This window comes from Enterobacter sp. E14S, assembly GCF_055666685.1.
In genome coordinates, this window is sequence record NZ_JBVODQ010000001.1 from 1,087,989 (window position 1) to 1,100,511 (window position 12,523).

Sequence of the window (12,523 nt, forward strand, 5' to 3'; positions counted from 1 at the left end):
TCTTTAATCGGACTTAAAACAAGGCATTAGCGCTTACCTCGTCATAAGCGTTATTGCTGGTGATAGTTTTAGCGGGAAATTAATCATCCATAAGAGAGCCCCATCACACCGCAGAATTACAGTAATTGCGTACATAAATTCAGCGAAAAATGACATAAAAAAGGCAGGATTTGTCAGACAAATGGAAGAGGACTAAGCAGAATTATCCATAAGATTAGCCAAGATATCCCTGATGCCTCTCAGCGGGCAAAACGGCACCTGGCGTTAAGGGGTTCAACATGTTTTTCATCACGAATGTACAACGCACCTGAAAAAACGTTATTCCGCAGAATTTGATTTAGCGCAATTTTATTGACACATCATATATTCGAAACGATTAAACCGTATTTCTCTTTTTCTCGGAGTAATATTCCAACTTAATATTTTCGAAAGAGTAACAGTGTGCCATCACGATAAAAACCTTTAATTATTAGGCCATTAAGTCACATTCAATTCATGGCGAGCTAATTGTATTTCTAAACTATATTAAACTTTGTAATGTATGGTAAATACAGCCTGATTAAGAGTTTTCTTAGACCCAATACAAGGGTATGCTTATTTATATCGAACACAGGAAGTGAATTTCGGTCGACTTCGGTCACGGCAGAATGTCTATTTCTGCTCTTCTCTTCGTATTTGCCTGGCGCTCAGGTTACGCAACGGACATCACGTCCCACAGTCAATAAGGATATGAGTATGGCTACCCAAACGATGATGCAAAAACTTAATGCGCAGATGAACCTTGAGTTCTACGCCTCGAATCTGCACCTTCACTTAAGTGCGTGGTGTGCCGAGAATAGTCTTACGGGGTCTGCCACATTCTTTCGCTCTCAGGCGCAAAGTAACGTCACCCACATGATGCGTGTCTTTAATTTTCTGAAAGCCGCAGGGGCAAATCCTGTCGTTAAAGCCCTTGATGGGATCAACGAAAACTACTCTTGCCTGGAAGAACTGTTTCAGAAAACGCTTGAAGAGTACGAGCAACGCTGCAGCACGCTCAGCAAACTGGCCGATGAAGCCAAAGCGCAGCAGGACATTACGACGCTCAAATTCTTACGCGATATGGACAAAGAGCAGCAGCAGGATGGCATGCTGCTGAAGACGCTGGCGGATGAGATCCATAATGCGCAGCAGGCGGGTTTATGTCCTGAGCAAACCGACCGTCATCTGCTCGACATTGTGGCGGTGCAACACCACTGAGTTTTTGGCCTGCTTCCGTCCCGGGGAGCAGGCCCCCATCCCATCTCCAACCTTCTGCTTTTGCTGAAATTTAACAAATCAGATCTGGCTCCCAATGATTAACCACACAACGTGTGATGATTTATTTAGTTACATAATCATTGACGAGGGAGCATCATGATCACCATTGAGTTTGTTGTCATTCTCCTCTGCCTGCTGACGGGTACGCGTTTCGGCGGTATGGGGCTTGGGTTAATCAGCGGTATTGGTCTTTTTATTTTATGTTTTGTCTTTGGTCTGCAACCGGGTAAACCGCCGGTTGACGTTATGCTGACCATCCTTGCGGTGATTGGCTGTGCGGCTACGCTGCAGACTGCGGGCGGCCTCAACGTCATGATGCAGTTTGCTGAACGTCTGCTGCGCAAACACCCGCAGCACATCACCCTGCTCGCCCCTTTCACCACCTGGATGCTGACCTTTCTGTGCGGCACCGGACATGTGGTCTACACCATGTTCCCCATCATCGCGGATATCGCCCTGAAAAAAGGGATCCGCCCCGAGCGCCCCATGGCCGTGGCGTCAGTGGCATCACAGATGGCGATTACGGCTTCCCCCGTTTCCGTTGCCGTTGTGTCGCTGGTGTCTATCCTGGCGGCACAGCATGGGATCGGCCACGCGTGGGGGATCCTGGAAATTCTCGCCGTGTCGGTTCCCGCTTCGCTATTCGGCGTAGCCATTGCGGCCCTGTGGAGTTTACGCCGTGGGAAAGATTTGGCTGACGACATAGAGTTTCAGGAAAAGCTGAAAGATCCTAAGCAGCGCGAGTTTATCTACGGCGGGACCGAGACGTTAATGAATCAGCGTTTCCCTAAACAGGCCTACTGGTCCACGTGGATTTTCTTTGCCGGTATTGCCGTGGTCGTTTTGCTGGGGGCATTCCCGGAACTGCGCCCCGCCTTTGAGGTGAAAGGCAAAATGACGGCGCTGTCGATGAACCTTGTCATTCAGATGATGATGTTAATTGCGGGCGCCGTGATGCTGATGGGCTGTAAGGTCAATGCGTCGGCCATTTCCAACGGCGCGGTGTTCAAGGCCGGTATGGTCGCGATCTTCTCGGTGTTCGGCGTGGCGTGGATGAGCGATACCTTTTTCCAGGCGCATCTCGACGAGTTAAAGCTGGCGCTGGAAGGCGTGGTGAAGAGCCACCCGTGGACGTATGCCATTGTGCTGTTTCTGGTGTCAAAACTGGTGAACAGCCAGGCGGCTGCGCTGACGGCCGTTGCGCCAATGGGCCTCATGCTCGGCATCGACCCGAAAATGCTGATCGCCTTTTTCCCGGCGTCCTACGGCTATTTTGTCCTGCCGACCTATCCAAGTGATTTGGCCTGCATCGGCTTTGACCGTTCAGGCACCACCCGCATCGGCAAATTTATCATCAACCACAGCTTTATTCTGCCGGGGCTGATTGGAGTAAGCTGCGCGTGCGCGGCGAGCTACCTGCTGGTCCAGACGTTCTTTTAACCGCTTCAAAGGGCGACACGTGCTGTCGCCCCTACCCCTGTTTTAGTGGGATTCACCCTGCGGCGTGAATCGCAGTTCAATCAGCGCGATGGCTTTCTGGATCGCACGAAGCGTAACCGGGTCAGCGGCAGCAGGATGGCTGGCGAAATCGATGTTTTTCAGCTGCGTAGACATCTTCTCGCGCACTTCAACCGGCGCAATCACGTCCAGAACATCAAGGATTTGTTTGATAACCAGCTGACAGGCGACAACGTCAGAGACCAGTTCCTGATCGGCGCTCAGGTTTTGTGACATGGGCTTTCTCCTTATTTAAAGGCCGCCATAGTAGCAAAACACGCCCCCTGACATCTTCCCTTCATCGCCTGCAGGTACAAAAAACCCGCCGAAGCAGGTTTTTTATCAGAACATGGCGCCTGGCGGCACGTCTTTGAACGTGCGGCAGTAATTGGCCCACATGCTTTTCAGGATTTTGCGCAGTTTCACGATGATGCTCCATTAACTTGTTATACAACTTTATTGTCAACGTGCTTATAATATGACCATTATCACAAAAATCAATCATTTTGTGATGCCCATCACATTTTTATATGGGGTTGGCCTGATAGCGCTCCACTCTGACCCGTTGCGAAGAGTGAGGGCAGATTGTCCGGCTATTCCAGGCATTGCAGCGGGCATCTGCGGGTACGATAAGGTATTTCCATCCACTCAGAGCGAACCATGAAAAGAGTCATTGTAGCCGGCACAATCCTGCTGCTCGCGGGGTGTAGTATCAACCGCCAGGCTGAAGTCAGCAGCCTCGACGCGCCGAACGGCATCGTCCGCCTCGATTACGGCCAGGCAGCGCTGCAAAATGCGTATTCCGATGAGTATGTGAATAACGGCACGGCGGCAAAAGCGTGTCAGAGCATGGGGTATGCCACCGCTTCAGCCTATGGTCAGCCCATCAAAACCTGTACCCTGACGAGCGGCTCTTTGTGCCTGAACGAGAGCGTGACTATCCAGTATAAATGTATGGGTTACGCCGTTAACCCTAAGTCAAATAATCCCTGGTATTAATCAACGCTGCCAGCGTTTGCTGGCAGTATATTTCATTACGAACAAAAACAATTCTCATTAATAAATTATAAAAATCGCCAATGCGTTTTATTCCCATTCGTATTTTAAATAAATAAAATAAAAAATTTACGTTTTGCAAATAATTAAATAACAAATTATAGTGTCGCTCATTGTGAACCAGAAATAATAACCCGGAGCATCACCATGCTGAAAACTGAAATGATCGACAAGCTCAACGCGCAAATGAACCTTGAGCTTTTTTCATCCCTGCTCTACCAGCAGATGAGCGCCTGGTGCAGCTACCACAGCTTCGAAGGTGCGGCCGCGTTTCTGCGTCGTCACGCTCAGGAAGAGATGACCCACATGCAGCGTCTGTTTGATTATCTGACAGATACGGGCAGCCTGCCGCGCATTGAAACCGTGACATCACCTTTCGCTGAGTATAATTCTCTCGATGAACTGTTCCGCGCCACCTACGAGCACGAGCAGCTGATCACGCAGAAAATTAACGAACTGGTTCATGCGGCGATGACCAGCCAGGATTACCCAACCTTTAATTTCCTGCAGTGGTACGTCGCTGAGCAACACGAAGAAGAGAAGCTGTTTAAATCCGTACTGGATAAATTATCTCTGGTGGGTAAATCCGGCGAAGGTCTTTACTTTATTGATAAAGAACTTTCCACTCTCGATACGCAGAATTAATTTCAGCGCGGTGCCGGTTTCCGGCACCGCGCTAATTTACATACACCCCGCACAGCTGGTGCAGCGCCAGTCATGAGGATTCACCGCCTGGTAAAAATAGCGGTAGCTGGACGTCTCCAGCGGAATACCCACCTCGAAGAACATATCCGTTAACCAGTCGACATTCTCAACGATCCACTCATCTTCCTGTAAGCCTTGCGCAAAGGTTTCATCTTCAGGATCGATAATCGAATAGATTGCCCAGGTGCCCATATCCTTTTCGCGGCGGGACTCGGGAAGTATCAGGGGCTGGTTCTGCCAGCTAATTATCCAGTGGCCATGGCACAACAGGTTACCTCCCCGGCTCCATGCCGCGGTAAAGGGATTCTCCCCAGCCATAAAACTCTCACTTAATTTGATAATTTATATTTATTGTTTACGTTACGCCGGAATGTCGCGCAGCAACATTGCCCTTATGAAGTAGGCCTGTGCCTAAAAAGGATCAGAGGGCCGGTAGTTCGTAAATAATTCATTACACTACTTGTAACGGTGATTTGACGAGTTACGGCTTTTCCCTTACTCTGCGCCGCAGATTTTGTCGCGGTTAAGCATCGTTGTAGAGGAAAGCGTGAAAAACAGAACCCTGGGAAGTATTTTTATCGTCGCCGGAACGACGATTGGCGCAGGAATGCTGGCAATGCCCCTGGCAGCCGCGGGCGTGGGATTTGGCATGACTCTGCTGCTGCTGGGTACGCTCTGGGCGCTGATGTGCTACACCGCCCTGTTGCTGCTTGAGGTTTACCAGCACGTCCCCGCCGACACCGGTCTGGGTTCGCTTGCGGCGCGCTATCTGGGACGCTACGGTCAGTGGATAACCGGCTTTAGCATGATGTTCCTGATGTACGCCCTGACCGCCGCCTATATCAGCGGCGCCGGGGAACTCATCGCCTCCAGCGTCAACGACTGGTTTGGCTCTGACATCACCCCCGCGACGGGGGCTATCTTCTTTGCGCTCATCGGCGGCGGCGTGGTCTGCGTGGGGACATCGCTGGTCGATCTGTTTAACCGCTTTCTGTTCAGCGCCAAAATTCTCTTCCTGATCGTCATGCTGGTGCTGCTGGCGCCGCACGTGCACAAGGTCAACCTGCTGACGCTGCCGCTGGAAAAAGGGCTGGCGCTCTCCGCGATCCCGGTCATTTTCACCTCGTTTGGCTTCCACGGCAGCGTGCCGAGCATCGTCAGCTATATGAACGGCGATATCCGCAAGCTGCGTCGCGTCTTTGTAATCGGCAGCGCGATCCCGCTGATCGCCTATATTTTCTGGCAGCTGGTGACGCTGGGCAGCATTGACTCTTCGACCTTTATTGGGCTGATGGCGCAACACGCTGGCCTGAACGGTTTTCTGCTGGCACTGCGCGAGGTTGTTACCTCCCCGCACGTGGAGCTGGCGGTACACCTGTTTGCCGACCTGGCGCTGGCAACCTCGTTCCTGGGCGTGGCGCTCGGCCTGTTTGATTATCTGGCCGACCTGTTCCAGCGTCGCAATACCGCGGCTGGACGGTTGCAGACGGGGGCCATCACCTTCCTGCCGCCGCTCGCTTTTGCGCTGTTTTACCCACGCGGGTTTGTGATGGCGCTGGGCTACGCAGGGGTGGCGCTCTCTATCCTGGCCCTGCTGCTCCCTTCCCTGCTGGCGTGGAAGAGCCGCCAGCAGCATCCTCAGCAGGGATATCGCGTGGCGGGAGGAAAACCGCTGCTGTGCGTTGTGTTTGGCTGTGGGGTGGTGATTATTCTGGTGCAGGTATTGATTGCAGCCGGGATACTGCCGGAAGTGGGATAAAAAAGGGTTTAAGGGGAAACTACCCGCTTTCATAGGGATCGATTCCCCTTTAAAAATCCCTTATATCCTGATCATAACCATCCATTATGCTGTCGTTAAAATCATTGGTTCATTCATCATCACATCCCCATGTGCTCATAAGCTTTGTCACCATAATACCAGGTAAACAATGCCCCCATCCCAATGAATAAACCTATTACCAGAACAGCCATTATAGTTATAAACCAGCCGGATAACGTTTTGCCGTCGTCACCAGCGCTGGCAATGCTTAATATCAATCCAAAAAAGAACATCAGACCGCCGATCCCGCCAACTTCCCACGGCAACGTATATCTTTTTTCTTCGGGATAATCTGGTTGGCAGGTTAACCGGGAGGATAGCGCGGCCATGGCAAAATGGTTCTGTTCGGACACGGCCACAAGCTGATCGCCCTGCCCGTACATAACCGCATCAGCGGCCAGCGTCAGCATCAGCCACTGATAACCGGCAGAGCCCTCACCGAGCGATGCTTCAAGCTCCAGCCTGTCAGGCACCACTTTGTACTGATCGAGCACTTCCAGCAGCGGATACTTCTCTGTGCGGGATAACCCGGTATACCAGAGTTGCTTAGGCTTGCTGACGGTTTCTGTCCTCAGGTACACGGGCACTTTGCTTTCTACGTCTGTGACACCCGTCATCGGCTGATAAAAATAAACCGGTTTTTCTCCTTCTGTTTTGACGTAGTCGTTCGTGAAGAGAAGTGCCGTAACATTTTCCATCTGTTTAGACGCTTCTTCGTCAGAATGCAGATCGACACAGATAAGCAGCCGTTCTACGACGTAGCTTTTCGCCAGCTTTATCCATTCCGTGACTTGCGTATAGTCCGGGCATTCAGGTAAAAAAGTGATTTTCTTTGTCGCGATCGCAGAACGTTTAAGCACGCGCCGGAGTTCATCGCTACAGGATTCATCCCCGCCTCGAACCCACACCAGCACTTCAATCTGCTGGTACCGAGAAAGTTTCCCAGCCATGGGCTCCAGAACGCGGGATATTGCCTGCCCGGCTCTCGTGAAATCGAAGGATGCTTCCAGTTCGATTTTCAACGGCATTTTAGCGGCCAGCGGAAACTCTCCCTCCAGTTTCAGCATTCTCAATGCCAGTTCCTTTGTTGCCTTTGGTGGAGTGAGTACCGACCAGCCTGCAAGGGTAATGTTCCCCCTGGCGAAGCTGACAAGCTTGTATTCCTGCCGGGCGGCAATCAGCAGCCTCGTTTCCATGTAATGCCTCATGACGTGATACCCGATAGAACACACCTGAACGAACCCCGTCAGAAAAACAACTGGAATAACCACGGACTGGGCAAAAAAATCGAGATCGACATGTTTATTACCCGGCCAGGTGACAGCCCGGACGGCCAGGCAGATAACCAAGACGACCACATATAAGAGACATATCCACCAATAGGGATATTTCTCGTCAAATTCATTCTGTTTTGAGAATAACCACCAGTTCATCAAACAGCCCCCGCAGTGGGGAGCGTGGTGCGAATGGCACAGCCGCACGCCGCTTTACAGCCATCCACGACCACGCCGCGGCCGTTCATCGTCCAGGTCGGGTGGCATTCGTTGATAGGGAACGTGCCTTTATGCTCAGGGCACATAACCAGATCGTTTTTCAGGGCCACAGGTTTTCCCATAAAGTCCGCGCCGGACGCTTTTATCACTTTTCCACCGCTCACCAGCGGGTCATTCAGTCGAATTACGCCGTTCATGGTTATGTCCTTATTTACCTACAGTACCCATCCCAAATGGAATGATGAAAATCTGCACTGGAATGGTCACAGCATCAAGGAGAATAGTCACAGGATAAAGCAACATTAAAGCATAAGAGCTGAGAGGCGTGTGCTCAGTATACTTTTTCATAGCCAATATTACTGGTTTTTGTAAGTGGATAATATTTTGTTCTTCAACTCTCACAGGCTTCTGATTGTAATCGCCAGATAACTCACTGATCTCAAAAACACATTCATTCATCTCATTTAATTGGCATTTTGTGTTAGAAAGCAATTCATTAGCTTTATCTAAGTTTTTAAATGAATAAACAAAATCTACTTTCCCATAAACTTTTGTATAATCACCTTCGTCATACAAACTAAACTCACCATTTTGCCTTAATGATAAGTTATCAACATTCATCAAAGATGAAGATAGAAGTGTTTTCAACCCATCCGAATCATCAAACACCAGAAAAGAGCTATTCACCCCACCCAGTTGAATAGAATGAGGAGGGTTTTTATCAACATAAACATCAGTTATTGTATCGGATAAGACTTTTTCTGTTCTATATTTACTATCTTTAATGGTGTTTGATAAAGTAATTGTAAAACAACCAGTTAAATTAAAAGCAAAGAAAACAACAAAAATCATTCTTAATATATTCATAACTAACGACCTTCATCCATGTTGCACTGCATATGATCCCAACCGGTGTAGCCTTTTACTTCAGGCACCTTGTCCGGCTGATCCTGCCAGTTGGACTGAAGTTCCTGAACTATTCCTTTAAGCCCTTGCTTAGTCATATAAACCATTCCCCAAGCCCACCCCCCTGAACCGGGCTTAATATCTCCTTTTGTTCCATCGCCAAGTTTATATTGAATCCCCGCCCCACCCGGTAATAAACGAGGGTCATCGAACGGCTTCGACGACATATACAACCTGTGTTTCGTCTGTAAAAATCCCTGATCGTTGACGACGGTGAAAGAAAGAACGTCCTCATAAGGCGCGTAATCATCGCCGTTAGGTTCATTTTCCCCTGGTGCAAATTGTGCAAGTTTCCATGTTCGACCATAATCCTTCGATACCCTAAAGCCATCAGCCCCCCAAATAGGGATAGACATATATTTTTCTGAAGGGTGAATAAATTTACGGGTGAAGACCCTATAAAACTGTAAATAAACTTGAGAATGGATAGCCCTTTGCGTATCGGTGTACCAGAGCTCTCCTTCGCAGTCCCAGCCTTTCAATTCCAGATAGCGGTGATCATCAAAACGATAAACTACTTGGGTAGGCAGTTCTGAAGCCTTACAAGCTACCGCAAATAAAACAGCAGTAGTAATAATCCCTACGCATAACCCTTTCATGAGTTATTTCCCCACGTCCATGTCACAACGCATATGGTCCCAACCGGTGTAGCCTTTTACTTCGGGGATCTTGTCTGGCTGATCCTGCCAGTTGGACTGAAGTTCCTGAACTGTTCCTTTAAGCCCTTGCTTAGTCATATAAACCATTCCCCAAGCCCATCCCCCGGTACCGGGCTTAATATTTCCATTTGTTCCATCGGCAAGTTTATATTGAATCCCCGCCCCACCCGGCAATAAACGAGGGTCATCGAACGGCTTTGACGACATATACAACCTGTGTTTCGTCTGTAAAAATCCCTGATCGTTAACGACGGTGAAAGAAAGAACATCATCGTAGTAAGGAGCATTACTACCATCTGGCTCATTCTCACCTGGAGACATAGAAGCACCGCCTCTTTCCCACGTCTGTCCATAATCTTTTGACACAGAAAATCCCCCAGTTACCTCTCCCCACCACGGAATAGCAATATAACGTTCGGAAGGATGTAGGAATCTTTTCGTGAAAATTCGATAGAACTGGCTGGCGATTTGCGAGTGAACGCCTTGTTTTGTATCCGTATACCAGAGCTCACCTTCGCAGTCCCAACCCTTCAGCTCCAGATAACGGTGATCGTCAAACCGATAAACCACCTGTGTTGGCGGTTCTGAAGCCTTACAAGCCGCAGAAAATAAAACAGCAGTTGTAATAATCCCTACACACAATTCTTTCATGTTTATCCTTTAGCTAACTGGCTGTCACTCTTAGGCTTTGGCATTTCCCATTGCAGCAGTTTTATTTCCTGGAAATCTTCCGGTCTGACAGTTCCTGTCTCAATATCCATAAGATTACGCGGACGAGGCCGGATACCTGCATAATCGTTTTCCACACCGAAATCGCCTTTCGGCAACACTTCATCGGGTTTATTCATATATTGTTTTGTGTTCTGGTCGTCAAGTTGACCGGTTCTATAATAATTTTTCGCAAATTGATAATTATTCTGCGGATCACGCCAGTCAGCGCGGTGTAACAGGCTTTCCCAGAATTTACCGGCTTTGTAGTCAAACGACTTACACTGACCAATTGCAAGGTCGAACGCCATCGCGTGCGATGGCGCGAACTCGCTCATGACAATTGACGAATGCTGGCTGTAGCTTACCGGGTCAGCTTTTTTCCATTCTTTTTCAAGTTCTTCACGGGTTTTCATCCAGGTAATGGACAAAACAGGATAATCTTTAGAACCAGTAACTTCCCCGTGAATAACGGTATGCTCCCGGTCATGGCTTTCCACCTTCAGCTCATCTGGTGTTAAAACATGCCCAGGCTTCCAGCTAATACGCTGATAACTGTTAAGCATGTACATCGCAGAATCCGTGCGTTTGATGGCACTGGCTTTAGCCGAATACGATATATAGGCATCAGGGCTTTCCGGGTCGATATAATACGTATACGGCTTGTCACTCGTTTTAGGGTCATTATCCGGATGGTTATCCTGCCCCTGTAGTTTGAAAATAAAGGGCTCCGGCAATTCTTCACCGTTTACCACTACGTCATGGGCGCGGTAGCTGGCATTCGGGAGAAACGAATATTTTGCATCACCTTCTTTTCGTTGTGGCAACTCAAAGGGTTTAGTGTCAGGTGCTTTCCCTACTTCGCCGTGCTGATAAAAAACTCGCTGGAACAGGTTAGGAATGCCATCTGCAATTTTCTGAGGGATCCCACGCCAGCCAAATCCCTGTACGTTTTCCAGCGATACAACGCCATCATTTGGACAGAAGTAGTTATACACTTTACCGTTATTGTTACGTCCATAGCGATCATCAGCCCGCAACGGATTATCAGAGGGTTTGCGCAGCGTACAGGAGGCTTCAAGGGCCAGTAATTCATCCTCGTCTAATATCCCTCCTCCTTTCCACTGCGTATGCATCAGGCTACAGAAATTTTTGAATGTTTTCTGCCTGGCAGCATCCGTCTGTTGGTATCCGGGCTGAATATTTTCAACCACGCGGGACTCCAGTGAATAAGGGGAATGATTCAGAATGACGCAGTTAACTGACTCATAACCTGCTTGCTTGACTAACATATTTGCCAGCATGGTAATAATCGTGCCCTGGCTGTGGGCGACAATATTAATCACATCATCACGCGTCTCTTGTTGCCGACGAATCTGAATAATTAAATCTGCCAGACGCTGGGCAGCAAAAAACTGATAGATTCGGTGCGGGTTTTCATAAATGGGGTGAGTGTAATCCCCGTCGTTCATATGCAGTGATGCAAATCCCGCCGCTGCCACGCCAAAACCTCCCGCTCCTGGCCCCAGCATATCGGGAATGTTGGTAGTCGCATTGGCGAACGTCCCGCCACCTTTTGCAAAATTTGAATCAAGACCATTCTTGAGGTTGTCATTCTGGTACTTAAACGAACCCTTGCCGTCATTACCCAGCGCGGCCTTGTTCGTCTCGTTATCTTCCTGATAGGCGTCATACGGCAGATGAGCACCGGAAGAAAGTTTTCCGACTTCATCCCGGTACCGCTTCTGGTCTGCCCGGTAGTCTTCATGCGTAACAGGCTTATACCCCCAGTAGAATGGGATAACAGGCGAACGGCCAGGATGGGTAATGCGGTACTCTCCCCATTCATGCGCGTAAAAGTCCTGACGATTAAGACGTTTACTCAGACCCGCAAGAATGCCCTTCTCCTGATTCTGGTACGCTTCGCCCACGTCGTTCACTCCGTGAATCAGAATCACAATCCCCGGCATCGGGCGCGGTACACCTACGCGGCGCGTCTGGGCAACCTCACCCAGACTTTTGTGTACCGGGATATCCCCTTCAGAAATCACCCGTGGCGCGTACGGGCTTTGTTTGGCTTCCGTCATTCCATTAACTCCATTTTGTAGGTGTCCAGGTCATCGGCATCGAGCAAAGATGAGTGGCCGTTGCTGTCCGTCACGCCTTCCACCACTTTCCCGGCCGAGCTGGTCAGCCGGAATTTTTTGTTCGCGAGAATTTGCTCCGGATCGTCTCCGGCGTGCAGCTGGTAGCGGAGTTTAAATGCCCCCTTATTGAACGGCGGGACCGTGACCTGCGCACTTTCCGGGCCGTCGTATTTC

Annotated in this window: 14 protein-coding genes and 1 pseudogene; 5 read left to right on the forward strand and 10 right to left on the reverse strand. The window is 49.4% G+C overall.

Annotation, left to right across the window (positions count from 1 at the left end; genetic code table 11):
• Nucleotides 1-735 precede the first annotated feature (735 nt).
• Both ACZ6J2_RS05180 and ACZ6J2_RS05185 read left to right on the forward strand, forming a co-directional pair.
• On the forward strand, nt 736-1,239 hold the full coding sequence (locus ACZ6J2_RS05180; protein ID WP_023312270.1) for a non-heme ferritin-like protein: 504 nt from the start codon (nt 736-738) through the stop codon (nt 1,237-1,239).
• Nucleotides 1,240-1,395: 156 nt separating this feature from the next.
• A complete protein-coding gene (locus ACZ6J2_RS05185; protein WP_373225536.1) occupies nt 1,396-2,739 on the forward strand; it encodes an anaerobic C4-dicarboxylate transporter in 1,344 nt (447 codons plus the stop codon).
• A gap of 42 nt (nt 2,740-2,781) precedes the next feature.
• Here the strand turns inward: ACZ6J2_RS05185 and ACZ6J2_RS05190 are convergent, their stop codons facing one another.
• Entirely contained in the window at nt 2,782-3,033 is a 252-nt protein-coding gene (locus ACZ6J2_RS05190) for a DUF2766 family protein (RefSeq protein ID WP_008500405.1), read from the reverse strand.
• 105 nt (nt 3,034-3,138) lie between these two features.
• A complete protein-coding gene (azuC, locus tag ACZ6J2_RS05195; protein WP_014884364.1) occupies nt 3,139-3,222 on the reverse strand; it encodes a stress response protein AzuC in 84 nt (27 codons plus the stop codon).
• A 234-nt stretch (nt 3,223-3,456) separates the two neighbouring features.
• On the opposite strand from azuC, the gene yecR reads away from it, so the two are divergent.
• Together yecR and ftnA are read left to right on the forward strand one after the other, a co-directional pair.
• Nucleotides 3,457-3,795 (forward strand): YecR family lipoprotein, encoded by a 339-nt coding sequence (gene yecR, locus ACZ6J2_RS05200; RefSeq protein WP_023336145.1) that lies wholly within the window; start codon nt 3,457-3,459, stop codon nt 3,793-3,795.
• A 204-nt stretch (nt 3,796-3,999) separates the two neighbouring features.
• Nucleotides 4,000-4,497, forward strand: a complete 498-nt coding sequence (gene ftnA, locus ACZ6J2_RS05205; protein WP_023336146.1) for a non-heme ferritin — start codon at nt 4,000-4,002, stop codon at nt 4,495-4,497.
• 36 nt (nt 4,498-4,533) lie between these two features.
• On the opposite strand, the gene ACZ6J2_RS05210 is transcribed toward ftnA, so the two are convergent.
• Nucleotides 4,534-4,875, reverse strand: coding sequence for a hypothetical protein (locus ACZ6J2_RS05210; protein WP_039263769.1), 342 nt, complete (start codon nt 4,873-4,875; stop codon nt 4,534-4,536).
• Nucleotides 4,876-5,104: 229 nt separating this feature from the next.
• On the opposite strand from ACZ6J2_RS05210, the gene tyrP reads away from it, so the two are divergent.
• The gene (gene tyrP, locus ACZ6J2_RS05215) at nt 5,105-6,316 is read left to right on the forward strand and encodes a tyrosine transporter TyrP (protein ID WP_058841412.1); all 1,212 of its coding nucleotides are present in this window, start codon (nt 5,105-5,107) and stop codon (nt 6,314-6,316) included.
• Nucleotides 6,317-6,435: 119 nt separating this feature from the next.
• Here the strand turns inward: tyrP and ACZ6J2_RS05220 are convergent, their stop codons facing one another.
• The 7 genes and pseudogenes from ACZ6J2_RS05220 to ACZ6J2_RS05250 form a co-directional block, all read right to left on the reverse strand.
• A complete protein-coding gene (locus tag ACZ6J2_RS05220; RefSeq protein WP_471725027.1) occupies nt 6,436-7,809 on the reverse strand; it encodes a hypothetical protein in 1,374 nt (457 codons plus the stop codon).
• The gene (locus tag ACZ6J2_RS05225) at nt 7,809-8,066 is read right to left on the reverse strand and encodes a PAAR domain-containing protein (protein ID WP_023333978.1); all 258 of its coding nucleotides are present in this window, start codon (nt 8,064-8,066) and stop codon (nt 7,809-7,811) included. The genes ACZ6J2_RS05220 and ACZ6J2_RS05225 overlap by 1 nt, the downstream gene beginning before the upstream one ends.
• 10 nt (nt 8,067-8,076) lie before the next feature.
• Nucleotides 8,077-8,736 carry a YidX family protein gene (locus ACZ6J2_RS05230; RefSeq protein WP_471725028.1) on the reverse strand — a complete coding sequence of 220 codons (660 nt, stop codon included), beginning with the start codon at nt 8,734-8,736 and terminating at the stop codon, nt 8,077-8,079.
• 2 nt (nt 8,737-8,738) lie between these two features.
• Nucleotides 8,739-9,434: a T6SS immunity protein Tli3 family protein gene (locus tag ACZ6J2_RS05235; protein ID WP_471725030.1), complete on the reverse strand. Its 696-nt coding sequence runs from the start codon at nt 9,432-9,434 to the stop codon at nt 8,739-8,741.
• A 3-nt stretch (nt 9,435-9,437) separates the two neighbouring features.
• The gene (locus ACZ6J2_RS05240; protein ID WP_058841419.1) at nt 9,438-10,145 is read right to left on the reverse strand and encodes a T6SS immunity protein Tli3 family protein; all 708 of its coding nucleotides are present in this window, start codon (nt 10,143-10,145) and stop codon (nt 9,438-9,440) included.
• Between the two features lie 2 nt (nt 10,146-10,147).
• Nucleotides 10,148-12,289 (reverse strand): T6SS effector phospholipase Tle3 domain-containing protein, encoded by a 2,142-nt coding sequence (locus ACZ6J2_RS05245; RefSeq protein WP_471725032.1) that lies wholly within the window; start codon nt 12,287-12,289, stop codon nt 10,148-10,150.
• Nucleotides 12,286-12,523, reverse strand: a pseudogene (locus ACZ6J2_RS05250) (type VI secretion system tip protein VgrG); the annotation flags it as partial. The gene ACZ6J2_RS05245 and the pseudogene ACZ6J2_RS05250, both read right to left, overlap by 4 nt.

Coding starts and splice junctions, on each gene's coding strand:
- ACZ6J2_RS05180 (WP_023312270.1), top strand. CDS start 736: ATGGCTACCCAAACGATGATGCAAAAACTTAATGCGCAGATGAACCTT.
- ACZ6J2_RS05185 (WP_373225536.1), top strand. CDS start 1,396: ATGATCACCATTGAGTTTGTTGTCATTCTCCTCTGCCTGCTGACGGGT.
- ACZ6J2_RS05190 (WP_008500405.1), bottom strand. CDS start 3,033: ATGTCACAAAACCTGAGCGCCGATCAGGAACTGGTCTCTGACGTTGTC.
- yecR (WP_023336145.1), top strand. CDS start 3,457: ATGAAAAGAGTCATTGTAGCCGGCACAATCCTGCTGCTCGCGGGGTGT.
- ftnA (WP_023336146.1), top strand. CDS start 4,000: ATGCTGAAAACTGAAATGATCGACAAGCTCAACGCGCAAATGAACCTT.
- ACZ6J2_RS05210 (WP_039263769.1), bottom strand. CDS start 4,875: ATGGCTGGGGAGAATCCCTTTACCGCGGCATGGAGCCGGGGAGGTAAC.
- ACZ6J2_RS05220 (WP_471725027.1), bottom strand. CDS start 7,809: ATGAACTGGTGGTTATTCTCAAAACAGAATGAATTTGACGAGAAATAT.
- ACZ6J2_RS05225 (WP_023333978.1), bottom strand. CDS start 8,066: ATGAACGGCGTAATTCGACTGAATGACCCGCTGGTGAGCGGTGGAAAA.
- ACZ6J2_RS05230 (WP_471725028.1), bottom strand. CDS start 8,736: ATGAATATATTAAGAATGATTTTTGTTGTTTTCTTTGCTTTTAATTTA.
- ACZ6J2_RS05235 (WP_471725030.1), bottom strand. CDS start 9,434: ATGAAAGGGTTATGCGTAGGGATTATTACTACTGCTGTTTTATTTGCG.
- ACZ6J2_RS05240 (WP_058841419.1), bottom strand. CDS start 10,145: ATGAAAGAATTGTGTGTAGGGATTATTACAACTGCTGTTTTATTTTCT.
- ACZ6J2_RS05245 (WP_471725032.1), bottom strand. CDS start 12,289: ATGACGGAAGCCAAACAAAGCCCGTACGCGCCACGGGTGATTTCTGAA.